We start from the raw sequence: 18279 nt of genomic DNA on the forward strand, positions 1-18279 counted from the left end.
CCTCGAATGCAGAGAAAGGGGGCTCAGGATACCAGCATGTCACTCAGGGCGGCAGCCACTTCACCAGACTTGAGTGCATCCAGAGTGTTGCCAGGCACCTTGATAATGCGGTGGGGACCGTGCAGGGGAATGAAGGCCTCGCGCCAGGGCTCGTCGTTCATCAGGATCAGGGTCGGCACATCATGGGAGGCGGCGATATGGACGATCGAGGTATCCGTCGAGACGACCGCCACCGCATCACGCACCAGGCTGGCGGCATCCAGGATCGAATCGGGGTAGAGCGCTGTGAGGTCGGGGCGCTCGGCCGCCAGCGGCTCGGAGCTGAAGCAGAGATAGCGCACATCCTCCAATATCGGCAGGGCGGCCAGAATGGCCGTTTGCCGCTCCCGGCTGATGGAGTTGCCGCTCTGACTTCCCGCCAGGTTGACGACGACATAACGCCCAAACCGGCGCGTGTCATAGTCCGGGCTGTATGGGCAGGGAATATTGGCAGGCAAGGTCCCCTCTCCCTCCACGATGGCCAGCATACGGTAGACGAAATGGGGCTGGGTCGTTGCGGCCACCTCACGCGCACACTGGCGAAAAAGCGGCAACAGTTTTTGCTGGTTGTCGCTCTTTCGACGCAGCGGCAGGGAAAGCAGGCAGCCATTGGCCACATAGAGCATTCTGGCCATCGCCAGCTCGTCCGGTTCATCGAAAAGGTTAATTACCGCATCGAACCGCCGAGCCTTCAGCTCACGAAGCGTATTCCAACCGGCGCGATCAAACAGACGATCATTGAGCGTCACCGGATGGCATGCCACCACGCCATCCACCTGTCTGGCCAGCACCAGATTGCGTGGGCTGCAGAGCAACTCCATCTGCGCATCAGGGTAACGACGCCGCAGAGCATCAAGCGCCGGCAGGGAGAGCACGAAATCCCCGATGGCATCGAAACAGATCACCAGCAGAGATTTGACCGGCTCATTTATTGGGGTCGCAGCTGGCTGCGCCGCCACCAGACGGCGAGCAAACCGGTATTTGACCCATCTTTTCAGATTCATAACGCAACAGCCTTGCTCTTAACCCTTGTCACTCTCGTTTTGCTCGAGATAGTGGCCATAGGCACGGTCCTCTATGGTCGTGGCAAACAGATCCACATCCAGACAACAGGGCTCGACACCGGCGGCGCTCAGGCCGGTCATTTGCAGGCGACCGGTCAGATAATCTGCCGGCATGCGAACGGGATAAGCCTGAGCCAACAGCTTTTTGGCCCCCTCAAGAGTCAGTACATAACCTGCTGCGGAAAGCACAGCCCGTTTGGAATGTTTGCTGGGCGTTCGATATCTGGCAAGCCGGTATCCTTCTGGCAAGGCACGCAAGAGGGGCCATTTTTTGGCTTTGCCATGATGCAAAAAAACAATGTCAGAGTGATTGCAGGAGACGATGGCTTCAACAATTTTCTTGAAATGCATGTGCAGATAGGCGTCATCCTCGAGAATGACGCAGCGTTCAATTCCCTCTTCAACCATCATCTCGTAGAGCTTGATGTGACTGAGCGCACAACCAATCTCGCCCGGGCTCAAATCATGGCCAGAAAACTTTTTGGCTTCAACCTGGTCGACTCGACGGACATCCTCATCCATCAGATTACGGCCATCCACGGCATCAAAAAAGCTGTAGCTGATGCCTAGGTGGCTCATCTGTTTACGCGCCATTTCCCGACGTTCGAGACTACGGGAAAGACTGATGACAAAAACTGGAATCATGGAATATATCACTCAAGAGGCCGAAAAATGCAAAAACGCCAAGCGTCATAAACGGCTATAAAAGCTCTTGCAGCATAGTATCAAAGTCACGCAGCACACTCTCGCTTGAATATTTATCAAGATCGATATTTGGAAGCTTTGGCCCCGTGTTTGAAAGAGCCTCGGCCAATGCCGAGACATCCCCCATGGGGATCAAAGTGCCCAATCGTCCTCGCTCAAGGATCTCACTTGGCCCCACAGGACAATCTGTCGAGATGACTCTGCCACACAAATACAGTGCCTCCACCAGTACCAACCCGAATCCCTCCCCCTTGGAGCTAAGGACAAACGTATCGGCATGTTTCATCCATACATAGGGGTTGGCCTTAAGCCCGAGAAAATGGACTCGGTCCTGCAACGCCAGGCGTTGAGCCACGCGTTCCAGATGTGTTCTGTCTGGCCCGTCACCAATGATTAACAGCTTTTTATCTAGTCCCCCTTCAACCACTTTGGCATAGGCAAGAAGCAGACCTTCAATATCTTTGGTCTGCTCGTCAAGGCGAGAGACACTCAATATATAATCTTGCTCAAGCAGTACTTTCTCTTCCTGCGAGTTTTCAGCGGCCTGCTCTGCCAGATTGAGTAGTCGGTTAAAATCGAAAGGGTTATAAATCACACGAGCCTTGTGCAACCAACTAACATGTCCACGCTGGAGCTCGGTCAGCATATCCTGACAAATAAGAACGACGCGATCATAACTGGCACATCGTTTACCCATGTGCCTTTTTCTCTTTTCAAGATTAAAGAAACTGGAGTGCAGCCACATCACTTTAGGCTTCTTGCATCTCTTCAGATATTTGAAAAAATCGCCATCCAAAAAATCAATTACGACGTCATGCTCATCAATCAACTTGTTTATTTTTGACTGCTTTTTGAAAGAAAATCTTAGCTTTTCAATAAAATTATTTTTTTTACTGCCATCAAAATCGAAATGAACCACTGTTGCCACGTCAGCTATTGATTTTGCAACTATATGCTGACTACTGTCTTCGTTCGTTGCTACCGTTATTTTATAACCATAGCGGTCAACCAAACTGCGTACATAAGAAAGAAGAACCTTTTCAGCCCCTCCCATGCCCAATGAGTGGATAAAAAACAAAAGGTTCTTGGTCATGACATAACCTCTTTATTTTTTTCTATCTCATAAGACAAGCACAATGAAAACAATGTTATCATGTATATATATAAAGTGTTTTGATGCTCCATTGGCACATCGGAAAGAGCACAAACAAAGATACCAAAAGATACCATAAAGCCTGCAGAGAGCACTTTTGTTCTATGGTAAAAAAATATCATTGGGTAAACAAGAACAGCAATTGCGCCAAGCAACCCAAAAATGCCACGAACTACCATGTTCTGCATAAACTGATTATGGGCATGATACATGCCGTAATTGACATAGAAATTGTCAACTATCCCATCCAATAGTTGCTGGTGTTGTATGTTCTTAAATCCATCCAGACCGTTCCCCAGTAATGGATGTTCAATAAAACCAAACCAGGCACTTTTCCAAGCCATCACTCTCAATCCCCAAGAGGTATTGTAGTTGTTGCTCTCCATCATGCTCAATTCAGATAGGCTTTCCTGGATGCGAATTTTAAATATTTCAGTTTCAGAAAAAACGATAGCAAGCAAAATAAATACTATGATGAATAGAGCTATATACTTCACTGGTTTTTTAATTGCTTTTATCGAAAGTGCCAGCATTGTAAGCATCAATAAAGCAAGCCACACCCCTCGACTCTGTGATAAATAAATAGCGATAACAGCAGCCCCAGCACCGATAAAATAACCACACTTAACAAACTTGTTGGAGTCAACTTGACTGAAGAATCCATTTAGAATCACCAGAATCAATGCACCTTGAGCAAATAATATGGCATTGGTGAAACCTTCGACTCTGAACATACCATTGTGATGCTGCCAAATGGCAAGCAAACCAATGGATATACCACCAAGGAGCGCCCCTAATTTGAAAGCACGAATGACGATAGCCTCTCTCGGAATGAGCAGAAAGAACACCAAAATATAGAACAAGTTTCGGATCAACCAGCTTTCATCATCATGTACCAGTCGACTGGCACCAATAGCAGCAATATAAATAAGAACACAGACGTAAAGGTTCCTAGCTGATACGCCAAGCTTATCCTTGTTTCCAATAAAATAATTTATGAAGCCAACAAGAGATGACAGAACCAATAGTTTGGAAAGATAATGATTTCCCTGTGGAACGAGAAATAACCCACACAATGTAAAAAATAAAGTGCAAGAAAAAAGAAGAACATTCAACCGATGAAAGTGCTGCGCCATATTCATTATGCCTTTCTAAAAACATAATTCCCGCGGATTTTGCGCCATAGCCCGAACACATCGGTACGAGGGAAGATGGCGATCCGGCGGATCTGGAAAGGGTCCTGGTGCATGGCTTTGGGGCCGCTGTTGGTGGCGACGGCAAAGCGATAACCAGCATTTTTGGCCTGTTCCTTGGCACTCTCGTTCATATCCCCGTAAGGATAGGCAAACGACATCAACGGATAACCAAGCAGGGCCTCAAGCTGACGCTTATTTTCCTGAATTTCATGAACTTGCTGCTCTACAGACAGTTGGCTCAGGCGGGGATGGGTCAGGGTATGGCCCCCGATCTCCACATGGCCGCTGGCCGCCAGCGTCTTGATCTGCTCACCGTTCATCAGGGACACCCGGGTATCCGAGTTGGTCGTATGTTCCACATCCCAACGGTTATACCCTTCCCCCGTGACTACGTATACCACAGCTTTATAACCGTATTTTTCCAGCAGCGGCAACATGCGGGTCAGGTTGTCCTGATAGCCGTCATCGGCAGTGATCATCAGATACTTCTTGCCGTACTGCAGACGATGGATGAAGCCCTTGTCTGCCAAATCGCCAAACGTCAGAGTCTCATAGCCGAGCCACTTCATTAAACGAAGGTGCTTCTCGAACATGGTGATCGGCATCCAGGTACCGTGTACCCCCTTCTCGCTCTCATGCTCGATAAAGCGGTGATACATGATGACCGGCATCTCCCGGCGCAGGGTTTCGACCACTGCATCCTGGTAGATGGACTCCAGCCCGGAGACAACCCCCTGCAAGCCATACTCATCCTGGATACGCTGGCGGATCGCCTCCGGCACCTCCTTGCTGGCAAGCGCAGGGGCAATACTGGCTTTGAGGGCGACAAAATCGATCGCCAGATCCTTGGGGCCTATATCGCCGAAGTTGCTGGCGAGCGCCTCGGCCAGATTCTCTTCCGTCACCAGGCCGATGGCCTTGGCCTCGCCGATGGCAAACGCCGGGCGACCACACAGCAGGGCCTCCATCGCCACCCTGCCGGCACCGATCACCAGATCGCACTGCGCCATCAGAGCGGGGACATCGTCAACGTAACCGACGAAGTCGACCCGGTCACGAAAACGCGCGAAGCGCTCGGGCACCTGGCTGCCACTCACGACCCGCACCTGGCAGGCGTCCAGATCCAGCACCTCGTCCAGCAGACGATAACAGAGCTCCCCCTTGGGACCGCTCAGGCGACCAATGATGGCGATCACCGGCTTGTCATTGGCGGGCGCGGCGACGGGCTGAAATTTGTCGGTCTCGATGCCGTTGCGCAGCACCTGAACGATGGCGGGATCGACTCCCAGATTGTCGATGATCTGGCTGGCAATATCTTCGCACACCGCCACAGCCCGATAGCCGAGGGCATGGAAGGCCTTGCGGGAAGCATGCACCGGCTGGCGGCCATGCACAGTGGTGATCATGGGTGTACCGGTCAGCTTGCAAGCCACATAGCTGCTCCAGCCGGAGGCGCGAGAGTGGGCATGAACCAGCTGGATGTGATGCTTCTTGATGAGATAGATGAGGTAAAAAACGTGCCAGAAACGGCGCAGAATGCTGCGCTTGTTGAACCGCAGCTTGAATACCGGGCCCAACGTGGGCTTGGTCAGAGTATCTGACACATAGAAAACATTGTGACCACGCCGGGTGAGTTCGTTACCGACCGTGGTGGCATAGACCTCTGCGCCCGTTACTTCGAGCTGGGAGAGTGCCATCAAGATATTCATTGCGTGGTTACTCGTTGCAGAAAGGGAAAGTCAGCCCAGAAAAACCGGAAGCGGAGTAGAGTCCGCTTCCGGTTTCACTAACAGTATCAATATATTGCTATTACGCGTTATCTATTGAGCCAGGCCATGTAATCGGCCACCCCTTCGGCCACTGTCATGAACTCGGCGTCATAACCCACGCTGCGCAGCTTGGTCATATCGGCCTGGGTGAAACTCTGATAGCGGCCTTTCAGGTGATCCGGGAAGGGGATGTATTCGACAGACCCCTGTTGGTGATACTTGATCACCGCCTCTGCCACGTTCTGGAACGGCTCGGCGCGGCCGGTACCGCAGTTGAAAATGCCGGAGTGCTGCGGGTTCTGCCAGAACCACAGGTTCACTTTGCAGACGTCATCCACATAGATGAAGTCGCGCATCTGGCCGCCGTTCGGAAAACCATCGCAGCCTTCAAACAGCTTGGGATTTTCACCCTTCTTCACCTGGGTGTTGAGGTGGAAGGCAACGGAAGCCATTGAACCCTTATGCTGCTCGCGCGGGCCATAGACGTTGAAGTACTTGAGGCCCACCACCTGTGAATTGATTTCCGGCATCAGGCGGCGCACGTACTGATCAAACAGCTGCTTGGAGTAGCCATAGACGTTGAGCGGCTGTTCGAACCTGGGATCTTCGATGAAGTTGTCGTTGCGGCCACCGTAGGTAGCAGCGGAGGACGCATAGATGAAGGGAATTTCCCGCTCGATGCAGTAGTGGAACAGATCCTTGGAGTACTCGTAGTTGACCTCCATGATGAATTTGCCGTTCCACTCGGTAGTAGCAGAGCAGGCACCTTCGTGGAAGATCACCTCGATACCGTCATCCCACTCTTCAAACTCATCACCGGAGACGATCCGCGCCTGGAATTCGTCTTTGTCCATGTAGTCAGCGATGGTCAGGTCGACCAGGTTGACGAACTTGGTGCCGTCGGTCAGGTCGTCGATGACCACGATATCGGTCCGTCCTTGAGCGTTCAGCTGTTTGACCAGATTGCTGCCGATAAAGCCAGCACCGCCAGTTACTACGATCATGGAGTTTGCCTCGCGTACGTTGATGGCTACATGTGACTGCTTGTTAAAGCTGTGTATAGTGAGCCAATTTGAAATTGCCGAAAAGTTTATCATGGGCAGTCAGGGGATTCGACCACGTTACGTCGACCCGGGCGAATCCCGCAGGAGAGAGGCGTGATGAAAACCAGAGACAGGATCATTCACAGCGCGACCGAGCTGTTCAACGATCAGGGTGAGCCCAACATCACCACCAACCACATTGCGGCACACATGGGCATCAGCCCGGGAAACCTCTATTACCACTTCCGCAATAAAGAAGACATCATCCACTCCATCTTCGATCAATATGCCCGCCACCTGAGCGAGAGCTTCGTCCCGGCGCGCAACCGCGAGATTACCCTGCAGGATTTGATGGGCTATCTGGATGCCATCTTCTACCTGATGTGGCAGTTCCGCTTCTTCTACGCCAACTTGCCGGACATCCTGAGCCGCGACGAGCCGCTGCAGCAGAAGTACCTCAAGGCCCAGGAGCAGATGCGTGCCTCCGTAGTCGCCCTGCTCAAAAGCCTGCGCGAGGGTGGCATCATAGACGTCAATGATGAGGATCTGCCGGATCTCGGTCAGACCATCAAGATGGTGGTCACCTGCTGGATCCCGTTCCAGATCGCCCAGGCCCCCAATACCCGCATCACCAAGCCCCTGCTTTATCAGGGCGTATTGAAGGTGCTGTTCCTGCTGCGTCCCTACGTACAGCCCCAGGTGGCTAACCAGATCCGTCAGCTGGAGCACCATTACCGCCAGCTGGCCCAACCAGCCAGGTGAGATCCTTTTCACATTTGTTGAAAATCAGCACAATCATTTGAATTACGCGCAACAAATTGCAGTAAAATGTTGCTCTCTGTTGATACGCAGCTGAAATAGCCAATAAGGATCGAGGATGTCTAACGGATTCTATCGTCACCTGACCGAGCAGCTCGACCAGGTCAAAACCGAGGGCCTGTACAAACAGGAACGCGTCATCACTTCCGCCCAGCAGGCAAGCATTGCCGTCGCAGGCGAACAGGTTCTGAACTTCTGTGCCAACAACTACCTTGGGCTGGCCAATCACCCGGACCTTATCGCGGCGGCCCATCAGGGGCTCGACAGCCACGGCTTCGGCATGGCTTCGGTGCGCTTCATCTGCGGCACCCAGGACCAGCACAAGGAGCTGGAGCAGAAGATGTCCGCCTTCCTCGGCACCGAGGACACCATCCTCTACTCCTCCTGCTTCGATGCCAACGGCGGCCTGTTCGAGACCCTGTTTGGCGCCGAAGATGCCATCATCTCCGACGCTCTCAACCACGCCTCCATTATCGATGGCGTACGCCTGTGCAAGGCCAAGCGCTATCGCTATGCCAACAACGACATGGCCGAGCTGGAAGCCCAGCTCAAGCAGGCCGACGCCGATGGCGCCCGCTTCAAACTGATCGCCACCGACGGTGTCTTCTCCATGGATGGCGTCATCGCCGATCTGAAATCCATCTGCGATCTGGCCGACAAATACGACGCCCTGGTGATGGTGGATGACTCCCACGCCGTCGGCTTCATCGGCGAGAACGGCCGCGGCACCCACGAATACTGTGGCGTCATGGATCGGGTAGACATCATCACCGGCACCCTGGGCAAGGCGCTTGGTGGCGCCTCCGGTGGCTATACCTCCGGCAAGAAAGAGGTGATCGACTGGTTGCGTCAGCGCTCCCGTCCCTACCTCTTCTCCAACTCCCTGGCCCCCTCCATCGTCGCGGCCACCATCAAGGTGATCGACATGCTGGCCGAAGGACATGACCTGCGCGCCCGCCTGAAGGAGAACAGCCAGTACTTCCGCGAGCGGATGAGCGCCGCCGGCTTTACTCTGGCCGGTGCCGATCACGCCATCATCCCGGTGATGCTGGGGGATGCCAAACTGGCGTCCGAGATGGCAAGTCGCATGCTGGCTGCCGGCATCTATGTGGTGGGTTTCTCCTTCCCCGTGGTCCCCAAAGGCCAGGCTCGCATCCGCACCCAGATGTCTGCCGCCCACACCCGCGAGCAGCTGGACAAGGCTATCGATGCCTTCATCCGCATCGGCCGCGAACTCGGCATCATCTGATTTGAACAAAAGGGGCCGAGCGCCCCTTTTTCTGTATTCATCGTGAAGGAACAAGCATGAAAGCCCTCTCCAAGCTCAAGAAAGAAGTCGGCATCTGGATGACGGACGTCCCGGCCCCCGAACTCGGCCATAACGATCTGCTGATCAAGATCCGCAAAACCGCCATCTGCGGCACCGATATCCACATCTACAACTGGGACGAATGGTCCCAGAAGACCATCCCGGTCCCCATGGTGGTCGGCCACGAATACGTAGGCGAAGTGGTCGCCGTGGGTCAGGAAGTGCGCGGCTTCGCGGTCGGCGACAGGGTCTCAGGTGAGGGTCACATCACCTGTGGCCACTGCCGCAACTGCCGTGCCGGTCGCACCCATCTTTGCCGCAACACCATAGGTGTCGGCGTCAACCGTCCCGGCTCTTTTGCCGAGTATCTGGTGATACCCGCTTTCAACGCCTTCAAGCTGCCGGACAACATCCCGGATGACCTGGCCGCCATCTTCGATCCGTTCGGCAACGCGGTGCACACCGCCCTCTCCTTCGACCTGGTGGGTGAGGACGTGCTGATCACCGGCGCCGGCCCTATCGGCATCATGGCTGCAGCCGTCTGCCGCCATGTCGGTGCCCGCCACGTGGTGATCACCGACGTCAACGAGTACCGACTCGAACTGGCTCGCAAGATGGGTGCCACTCGCGCGGTCAACGTGGCCAAGGAGCAGCTCTCCGATGTGATGAGTGAACTCGGCATGACCGAAGGATTCGACGTGGGGCTGGAGATGTCCGGCGTACCCAGCGCCTTCCAGGACATGATCGACAAGATGAACCACGGCGGCAAAATCGCCATGCTCGGCATTCCGCCCTCCACCATGGCCATCGACTGGGGCAAGGTGATCTTCAAGGGCTTGTTCATCAAGGGGATCTACGGCCGCGAAATGTTCGAAACCTGGTACAAGATGGCGAGCCTCATCCAGTCCGGGCTGGATCTCTCCCCCATCATCACCCATCGCTTCCACATCGACGACTTCCAGCAAGGCTTCGATGCCATGCGGTCTGGCCAATCCGGCAAAGTGATCCTGAGCTGGGACAAATAAGCGTTTCTACGCCTGTGACCACGAAACCCGGCTCAATGCCGGGTTTTTTACGATCAGGGCTCCCTGACACGACCCGATACGGGCAAAACTTTGTACGCAGAGTGTTTAACACTTCACACACAAGCGTTTAAATGGCTGTAACTATTCGGTTATAATCCCGTCGTTTACAGGGATAATAAAAGACTGCTGGGAGTATATGAGCGTGTTGAAAAAACTGAGCTATTTGCTGGCTGTCGGGATGACGGCCGCCAGCTTGTCTGGTGCCGTACTGGCTGCCGATGAACTGTCACCGGAAGCGATTGCCGAGCGGATCAAACCGGTCGGTGAAGTCTATACCGCCAAGGATCTGGAAGGCATTGCCGGTGCGGGTGCAGCCCCGGCTGCGGCGGCCGCATCCGGTCCCCGTGATGGTGAAGCCGTCTACAAGGGCGCCTGCTTTGCCTGCCACGATACGGGCGCTGCCGGTGCCCCCAAACGCGGTGACAAAGCCGCCTGGGAACCCCGTGTTGCACAGGGGATAGACACACTGAAGAAACATGCCATCGAAGGCTTCACCGGCAAATCCGGTATGATGCCGCCGAGAGGGACTTGCGCGAATTGTAGCGATGAAGAGATTGAAAACGCGATTCATTACATGACCGACAACCTCTAAGTATTTGAAAGGGCCGCAATTGCGGCCCTTTTAATCTCTCGGCTTCCGGCTACTCTTGTAGGGTAGATACCTCGGGAGTTGCTCATGTCGGCCCAATCCATCGAACCCCATTATTCGACTCCCTTGCTGGCGTTGGTTTCCACTATCATGGACTTCCCTGCGCCCCATACCGCCACGACCCAGGATTACGACGCCCTCATCCACCAGATCGACGAGCTTTGCCCACTGCAGCATTTTGGCATGCTGGGCCTCTCTGGCTCAGGCTTGCACTGGCTCTATGCCTACAAGATCAGCAACGCCTTCAAACAGCAGCTGGGGCGAGAGCAGTCCCGCATCACGGAACAGCTCACCCAGCTGGACGAAGTGGAAGGCTGGTGCGTGTTCCCTATCGAACATGGCCAGGTGCAGTGGCTGCTGGCACGGGGCACCCCGGCCGATCTCCCGACTCTGCGTCTGTTGCTGGAGTGTCTGGCCAAGCGGTTGACCGAAACCCAGGCGGGCACCCACCTTGCCGAGCCTCCTTCCCCCCTGATCCGCAAGGATCCGAACTGGAAAAAAAAGATAGAGAGCATCAGCCGCATCATGCGACTGGCCAATACCCTGCCCGGTCAGGCGCTCTTTTCCCAGCTGGAAGCCGTTTTGCGCCAAATGCTGGCCATCAATGACATGCTGCTGGTACGGCTCAACAACCACAAGCTGGAGCGGATCTACCCCGCTCACCCTCACCAGAGTGACGCCTTCATCAGCGGACTGTGCCATGGCACCAGCAATATCGAGGTCAACCGGGAGTCACACTATTGGCACAGCATGCCGCTGCGGCTACAGCAACAATATTTCGCTCATTTCATCATCAGCACATCCCAGCCACTGGAGACAGACGACAAGCTGTTTCTCGATTTCCTTCGCGCTCAACTGACCCTGTTGCTGGAACTGAAGCGGATCCGTCAGCAGCTCCATGAAATCAATTCGGAAGAGTCCATCAACCAGCGGCTGCAACAGCTGCGCCAAACCAACATAAGGCTGCAGAAGCAGCTCAAGCAGCATCAGGAGCTGGAACGGCGCCTGCAATTCGACGCCCTCCACGATCCGCTGACCCAGCTACCCAACCGGGCGCTGCTGATGAACCACCTCAACCACGCCATGACCCACTTCAATCGCTACAAGTCGCCGGGATTTTCCCTGATTTTCATCGATGTGGATCATTTCAAGCAGATCAACGACACCCTGGGCCATAGCGCGGGAGACATGTTGCTCAAGGAGATCAGCCGCCGCCTGCAGACCTGCATCCGGCAAAATGACATGGTGGCCAGGCTGGGGGGAGACGAGTTCGTCATCTATCTGGACAACAGCAGGCACGAAGATGACATCAGCCCGGTGCTCAACCGCATCGTCAGCCGACTCTCCTACCCGTTCCGGCTGATGGGCAACGAACTGGGTATCACCGTCAGCCTGGGAGTTTCAAGCGTATCCGAGCAGACCACGGACATCAGCCAGTTGCTCCATCAGGCCGATCTGGCCATGTACCAGGCCAAACGCAATGGTCGCAGCCGCATTGTCACCTACTCGGAAGAGTGCATCAGCCAGAATTGGAACTCGCCGGAAGAGATGTTGGCCAGGGCCCTGCGGGACGGGCGGATCGTGCCCTATTTCCAGCCGGTGATCCGGTTGCAAGACAGCCGCCTGACCGGACTGGAAGTGATGGCCCGCTGGCTAACCGAAGAGGGGGTAATCAAGGATGCCTTCGACTTCATCCCGCTGGCAGAGCAGTGCGGCCTGATCCTGGAGTTGGATTACCAAATCCTGCGCCACACCTGCCAACAGCTGAAAAACTGGCTGCCGTTGTCAGGGCAAGGCAAGTTCAAGGTGGCGATCAATCTCTCTGGCAAGCACTTGGTCAACCATGAGCACATCATGCGGCTGATGAAGATCATCGAGGAGGAAGGGATCTCCCACGGCTACCTCATCTTTGAATTCAATGAGCGGGAGCTATCGCGGCAAGACTCGGATGCCCTGGCATCACTGCACGATCTGAGGGCCAAGGGCATCCAGATTAGCCTGGATGACTTCGGGACCGGCTTCTCCTCCCTCAACGCCCTTTTCCACTTCCCGGTGGATTACATCAAGGTGGATGACAGCTTCACCCAACGCATGCTGCAATCCCCCAAGGATCTGGCCCTGATCCGCGCCATGAGGGACATCTGTCAGGATCTCGATTACACCATGGTGGTCGAGGGGATAGAGAACCAGCAACAGTTGCAGAAGCTGATCGATATCGGCTGCCAGATGGGACAAGGCCGCTATATCTCTCCCCCCATGCCGGGAACGGACATCATCCCCTTGTTGACCCCGGACAGCCCGCAGGTCTAATTCTTCTTGAACATGGCCCTCAGGTTGGCCACCGCCATCTGCCCTTTCTGCTGGCGCTCCTCGGCGGTCACCTTCTTCTGGTTTTCCCACTCCAGGTCATCTTGCGGCAGTTCCAGCAAAAAGCGACTCGGTTCCGGTCGCACCGACTCGCCAAACTGGCGCCGCTCCTTGCAAAGGGTAAAAGTGAGTTCAGTCTGGGCCCGGGTGATGCCCACGTAGGCGAGGCGCCGCTCCTCCTCCACGTTGTCTTCATCGATGCTGGTCTGGTGCGGCAGCAGACCCTCCTCCATGCCCACCATGTAGACATAGGGGAACTCCAGCCCCTTGGAGGCGTGTAGGGTCATCAGCTGTACCTGATCGGCTTCATCCTCCCCCTCATTGCGCTCCATCATGTCGCGCAGAGTGAGACGGGTCACGACTTGAGCGAGCGTCATCGACTCTTCTAGCTCGTCCCCCTCCAGCATCTCGGTGATCCAGCGATAGAGAGTGGAAACGTTCTGCATCCGCATCTCGGCCGCCTTCGGGCTGGGAGAGGTCTCGTAGAGCCACTCCTCGTAGTGGATCTCCTTGATCATGTCCCGCACCGCCTCCACCGGATTGCCACGCTGGGCCTGCTCACCGAGCCGTACCAACCAATTGGTGAAGGCCTGCAAGGCGGAAAGGCCGCGCCCGGAGAGGTGTTGCTCCAGCCCCAACTCGAAGCTGGCGGCAAACAGGCTCTTGCCACGCTGGTTGGCGTATTGGCCAAGTTTTTCGAGCGTGGTGGGACCTATCTCCCGGCGCGGCAGGTTCACCACCCGCAGGAAGGCGGTATCCTCGTCCGGGTTCACCAGCAGCTTGAGGTAGGCCATGATGTCCTTGATCTCGGAACGGGAGAAGAACGAGGTGCCCCCCGAGATGCGGTAGGGAATGCGATTGGTCATCAGCGCCTTCTCGAAGATGCGCGACTGATGGTTGCCCCGGTAGAGGATGGCGTAGTCCTTGAAGCGGGTACGATTCATGAACTTGTGGCCCATCAGCTCGGCGGCGATGCGCTCCGCCTCATGCTCCTCGTTCTTGGCAAACAGCACCTTGAGTTTCACCCCCTCGTCCAGCTCGGAGAAGAGCGCCTTGTCGTAGACGTGGGGGTTATTGGCGATCAGGATGTTGGCGCACTTGAGGATGCGCCGCTTGGAGCGGTAGTTCTGCTCCAGCTTGATGAGCCGCAGATTGGGGAAATCCTCGTTCAGCAGCACCAGGTTCTGCGGCTTTGCCCCGCGCCAGGAGTAGATGGACTGGTCGTCGTCCCCCACCACGGTGAAGCGGGCCCGCTCGCCGACAATCTGCTTCACCAGCTCGTACTGGCTGGTGTTGGTGTCCTGGTATTCGTCGACCAGCAGGTAGCGGATCTTGTTTTGCCAGCGCTCGCGTACCTCCTGGTTGCTCTTGAGCAGCAGGGTCGGCATCACGATGAGGTCGTCGAAATCCAGGGCGTTGTAGGCCACCATCTGGCGGTGATAACGCTCGTAGAGCTGGGCCATCAGCACCTCTTCCGGCCCGCGGGCGATGCGCATGGCGCGGGCAGGCAGGATGAGGTCGTTCTTCCAGTTGGAGATCTGGCTGATGAGGGCCGAGAGCTTGTCCTTGTCGTTGTCGAGCTCCGCCTCGGTCAGCTCCTTGAGCAGCGCCAACTGATCGGTATCGTCGAACAGGGAAAAATTGGCCTTGAGGTTCAGGCTCTTGTGCTCGCGGCGAATTATCTCGAGCCCCAGGGTATGGAAGGTGGAGACCATCAGCCCCCGCGCCTCCTTGCGGCCAAGGGTCTGGCCGACCCGCTCCTTCATCTCTCGCGCCGCCTTGTTGGTAAAGGTGACCGCCGCTATGTTGCGCGCGTTGTAGCCGCACTGCTGCACCAGATAGGCAATCTTGTTGGTGATGACGCGGGTCTTGCCCGATCCGGCACCCGCCAGCACCAGGCAAGGGCCGGAGACATACTTGACCGCTTCGTTCTGATTGGGGTTGAGCTTCATGGGCCGGATCTCTTGGCTTATGATGAGGGGCGGCATTGTAACAGAAATCACCCGGCCAGCCCCATCGAGCAATAGCTCGCCAGATGCCTTGTGTTCGGCGACGGTTTTCAGGATCATGACCGACTTTTCGAGATGATGACCACTTTTCCAGACAGTGAGGGGAGCATGAACCAGCAACAGCACGACCGGCTGCGCAGCCAGTTTCCGGCTTTGGCGCAGGAGGTCAACGGCCACCCGCTGGTCTATCTGGACAATGCCGCCACCACCCAGAAGCCGCAGGCGGTGCTGGATGCCATCACTTACTACTATCGAGCCGACAACGCCAACGTCCATCGTGCCGCCCATGCCCTGAGCGCCCGGGCCACCCGTGCCTTCGAGGCGGCTCGCGAGACGGTGACCCGCTTTATCAATGCGCCTCGCAGTCACGAAGTGATCTGGACCCGCGGCACCACGGAGGCGATCAATCTGGTGGCCCAGAGCTGGGGGATGAGCGAGCTTAAGGCTGGGGATGAGATCCTGCTCAGCACTCTGGAGCATCACGCCAATATCGTCCCCTGGCAGCTGGTCGCCGAACGTACCGGCGCCGTGATCCGGGTCATCCCCCTCGATGAGTGGGGCGATCTCGACATAACCGCCTATCGGGCCCTGTTGGGGCCGCGCACCCGGCTGGTGAGCATAGCCCACGTCTCCAATGCCCTCGGTACCGTAAATCCGGTCGAGCAGATAGTGGCGGCCGCCAAGTCGGTCGGCGCCCTGACCCTGATCGACGGCGCCCAGGCTGTGGCCCATCTCGAGGTGGATGTGCAGGCCATCGGTTGCGACTTTTATGCCTTCTCCGGCCACAAGCTCTACGGCCCGACCGGCATCGGCGTGCTGTGGGGGCGCACCGAGCTGCTGGAACAGATGCCGCCCTGGCAGGCCGGCGGCGAGATGATCGACAGGGTCAGTTTCAACGGCACCACCTTCAACACCCTGCCCTTCAAGTTCGAGGCAGGCACCCCCCATATCGCCGGTGCCATCGGCCTTGCTGTCGCCATCGACTTTGTGATGGAACAAGACCGGGGGGCATTGGCCCGCCATGAGGAGGCGCTGACCGACTATCTGGTCGCCGGCCTGCGTCAGGTGCCGGGGCTGCATCTGGTCGGCGAACCCGGTCAGCGTGCCGGCGCGGTCTCCTTTCTGCTAACGGATATCCACCCGCAGGATGCCGCCACCCTGCTCGACATGCAGGGGATCGCCCTACGAGTCGGCCATCACTGCGCCATGCCGCTGATGGACTCGCTCGGTATTGGCGGCACCATACGTGCCTCGCTGGCCTGCTACAACAACCGGGACGATGTGGACGCCCTGCTGGCCGCCCTGCACAAGTTAAGCGACTTCTTTTAAGGCAGACAATTTCATGAGTAGCCTCGCAACCTATACCCAGATCGGCCTGGAACCCAACGCCGACACTATCCGCCAGCAATTTGCCGCCACCCATGGCTGGGAGAATCAGTACCGGCTTATCATCCAGCTAGGCAAGCTGTTACCCGCCTTGCCCGCAGAATGGCAGACCGAAGAGCACCGCCTGAAAGGGTGTGAGAGCCAGGCCTGGCTGAAGGGTGAGAAGAGCGAGGATGGCCGTTGGCACTTTGCCTGCGATTCCGACGCCCGCATCGTGCGCGGCCTGATCGTCATCGTACTGGCAGCGCTCAATCATCAGACTCCCGACACTATCCAGGCTTTCGATATGGATGCCTATTTCAGCGAGCTAGGGCTCGAGAAACACCTGAGCCCGTCGCGGGGCAACGGGCTCAGGGCAATCGTCTTGGCAATCCGGGAGCAAGCGGTATAGCCGCACACTCCTGGCTTCAATGGCCGATTACGCCTCGCTAACCGGCCCGACCATCTCTTTCTCGGCGCGAGCCCCGCGCTCGGCAATCTTCTTCAACACCCGGGACGCGGCCACCAGACCAAAGGTCGCCGTCACCGGCGTCACGGCGCCAAAGCCGGAGGCACAATCCATCTTCATGTTGCCGTCGCTGGCCGCTTTGGCCTGACAGGTGCCACCATTACCATCCGGGTAGCTCAACTGCTCGGTTGAGAAGACACACTCCACCCCGAACTTGCGCGCCGGATTCTTGCTGAAGTTGTGTAGCCGGCGCAGGTCAGAGCGCACCTTGGCGGCCAGCGGATCCTGAATGGTCTTGGCCAGATCGGCCACGGTGATCCGGGTCGGGTCCATCTGCCCACCGGCGCCGCCCGCCACAATCACCGGGATCTTGTTGCGCTTGCAGAAGGCAATCAGCGCCACCTTGGCCTTGACCGAGTCGATGGCATCCACCACATAGTCAAACTCCCGCTTGATATGCTCGGCCAAGTTGTCGGCGGTAACGAAGTCATCCACCTCGATCACCTCGCAATCCGGGTTGATGGCACGAATGCGCTCGGCCATCACCTCCGTCTTGAGGCGACCAACTGTGCCCTGCATGGCGTGGATCTGGCGGTTGGTGTTGGTGATGCAGATATCGTCCATGTCGATCAGGGTGATCTGGTTGATGCCGGCACGGGCCAGCGCCTCAGCCGCCCAGGAGCCGACGCCGCCGATCCCGACCACGCAGACTCTCGCCTGGCTGAAGGAACCAAGTGCACCCTGACCATAAAGACGGGCTATGCCCCCGAATCGCTGTAGATACTCTGCTTTCATACCACCACCTTGCTTGAGGGCGGCCATTATAGCGACAACCATGGGCGGCGGCGAATTTCAGATAACCATGAAACGGGATGGAGCAACGAAATCGGGCTAACCGAGATGAGATAGAGAGATCGTAGAGACGAAAAAAAGCCCAGTCTTTCGACTGGGCTTCTTAAATAGTGGCGGAGCGGACGGGACTCGAACCCGCGACCCCCGGCGTGACAGGCCGGTATTCTAACCGACTGAACTACCGCTCCGCATTCGGTTAGCTTTCGCTAAATCATTTGCCGCTTCTTGATGAGGTGTCATCCTCGCAGCCGGTCATGTCTTTCACATCACCGTTTAATTGGGTGCCTGGCAGTGTCCTACTCTCGCATGGCGAATGCCACACTACCATCGGCGCTACCGCGTTTCACTTCTGAGTTCGGCATGGGTTCAGGTGGTTCCACGGCGCT

At 56.4% G+C, this 18279-nt stretch carries 15 protein-coding genes, 1 tRNA gene and 1 rRNA gene; 7 read left to right on the top strand and 10 right to left on the bottom strand.

Features of this window, described 5'->3' with window-relative positions; all coding sequences use genetic code 11:
- Positions 1-23: 23 nt before the first annotated feature.
- The 6 genes from ACB034_RS20470 to rfaD all read right to left on the bottom strand — a co-directional run bounded on the left by ACB034_RS20470 (position 24) and on the right by rfaD (position 6930).
- Entirely contained in the window at positions 24-1043 is a 1020-nt protein-coding gene (locus ACB034_RS20470; protein WP_371173627.1) for a glycosyltransferase family 9 protein, read from the bottom strand.
- Between the two features lie 18 nt (positions 1044-1061).
- Positions 1062-1748 carry a glycosyltransferase family 25 protein gene (locus tag ACB034_RS20475; protein WP_042072447.1) on the bottom strand — a complete coding sequence of 229 codons (687 nt, stop codon included), beginning with the start codon at positions 1746-1748 and terminating at the stop codon, positions 1062-1064.
- A 55-nt stretch (positions 1749-1803) separates the two neighbouring features.
- Entirely contained in the window at positions 1804-2901 is a 1098-nt protein-coding gene (locus tag ACB034_RS20480; protein WP_371173628.1) for a glycosyltransferase, read from the bottom strand.
- Positions 2898-4097, bottom strand: coding sequence for an O-antigen ligase family protein (locus ACB034_RS20485; protein ID WP_371173629.1), 1200 nt, complete (start codon positions 4095-4097; stop codon positions 2898-2900). Before ACB034_RS20485 ends, ACB034_RS20480 begins: the two co-directional genes overlap by 4 nt.
- 5 nt (positions 4098-4102) lie before the next feature.
- The gene (locus ACB034_RS20490; protein ID WP_371173630.1) at positions 4103-5866 is read right to left on the bottom strand and encodes a polysaccharide deacetylase family protein; all 1764 of its coding nucleotides are present in this window, start codon (positions 5864-5866) and stop codon (positions 4103-4105) included.
- Positions 5867-5973: 107 nt separating this feature from the next.
- Positions 5974-6930 (bottom strand): ADP-glyceromanno-heptose 6-epimerase, encoded by a 957-nt coding sequence (gene rfaD, locus ACB034_RS20495; RefSeq protein WP_042027023.1) that lies wholly within the window; start codon positions 6928-6930, stop codon positions 5974-5976.
- A gap of 156 nt (positions 6931-7086) precedes the next feature.
- Between rfaD and ACB034_RS20500 the strand changes: the two genes are divergently transcribed.
- The 5 genes from ACB034_RS20500 (at position 7087) to ACB034_RS20520 (ending at position 13141) form a co-directional block, all read left to right on the top strand.
- The gene (locus ACB034_RS20500; RefSeq protein ID WP_026456568.1) at positions 7087-7731 is read left to right on the top strand and encodes a TetR/AcrR family transcriptional regulator; all 645 of its coding nucleotides are present in this window, start codon (positions 7087-7089) and stop codon (positions 7729-7731) included.
- Positions 7732-7846: 115 nt separating this feature from the next.
- Positions 7847-9037: a glycine C-acetyltransferase gene (locus ACB034_RS20505; protein ID WP_042072443.1), complete on the top strand. Its 1191-nt coding sequence runs from the start codon at positions 7847-7849 to the stop codon at positions 9035-9037.
- A 56-nt stretch (positions 9038-9093) separates the two neighbouring features.
- Positions 9094-10122, top strand: a complete 1029-nt coding sequence (tdh, locus tag ACB034_RS20510) for an L-threonine 3-dehydrogenase (protein WP_042027022.1) — start codon at positions 9094-9096, stop codon at positions 10120-10122.
- Between the two features lie 196 nt (positions 10123-10318).
- A complete protein-coding gene (locus tag ACB034_RS20515; RefSeq protein WP_026458477.1) occupies positions 10319-10774 on the top strand; it encodes a cytochrome c5 family protein in 456 nt (151 codons plus the stop codon).
- Between the two features lie 84 nt (positions 10775-10858).
- A complete protein-coding gene (locus ACB034_RS20520; RefSeq protein ID WP_371173631.1) occupies positions 10859-13141 on the top strand; it encodes a putative bifunctional diguanylate cyclase/phosphodiesterase in 2283 nt (760 codons plus the stop codon).
- Here the strand turns inward: ACB034_RS20520 and rep are convergent.
- Complete coding sequence (gene rep / locus ACB034_RS20525; RefSeq protein WP_371173634.1) at positions 13138-15150, bottom strand: DNA helicase Rep; 2013 nt, start codon at positions 15148-15150, stop codon at positions 13138-13140. The genes ACB034_RS20520 and rep overlap by 4 nt on opposite strands.
- A gap of 165 nt (positions 15151-15315) precedes the next feature.
- On the opposite strand from rep, the gene ACB034_RS20530 reads away from it, so the two are divergent.
- Together ACB034_RS20530 and ACB034_RS20535 are read left to right on the top strand one after the other, a co-directional pair.
- A complete protein-coding gene (locus ACB034_RS20530) occupies positions 15316-16536 on the top strand; it encodes an aminotransferase class V-fold PLP-dependent enzyme (RefSeq protein ID WP_371173632.1) in 1221 nt (406 codons plus the stop codon).
- A gap of 13 nt (positions 16537-16549) precedes the next feature.
- On the top strand, positions 16550-16984 hold the full coding sequence (locus ACB034_RS20535) for a SufE family protein (RefSeq protein ID WP_026457570.1): 435 nt from the start codon (positions 16550-16552) through the stop codon (positions 16982-16984).
- A 27-nt stretch (positions 16985-17011) separates the two neighbouring features.
- Here the strand turns inward: ACB034_RS20535 and tcdA are convergent, their stop codons facing one another.
- From tcdA to rrf, 3 genes are all read right to left on the bottom strand, one after another.
- Positions 17012-17836, bottom strand: coding sequence for a tRNA cyclic N6-threonylcarbamoyladenosine(37) synthase TcdA (gene tcdA / locus ACB034_RS20540; protein WP_026457571.1), 825 nt, complete (start codon positions 17834-17836; stop codon positions 17012-17014).
- 168 nt (positions 17837-18004) lie between these two features.
- Positions 18005-18081, bottom strand: a tRNA-Asp gene (locus ACB034_RS20545).
- Positions 18082-18176: 95 nt separating this feature from the next.
- Positions 18177-18279 (bottom strand): 5S ribosomal RNA (gene rrf, locus ACB034_RS20550); the annotation flags it as partial.

Origin of the sequence: Aeromonas sp. S18(2024) (genome assembly GCF_041402525.1) — a bacterium.
GTDB classification, from domain to species: Bacteria; Pseudomonadota; Gammaproteobacteria; order Enterobacterales; family Aeromonadaceae; genus Aeromonas; species Aeromonas enteropelogenes.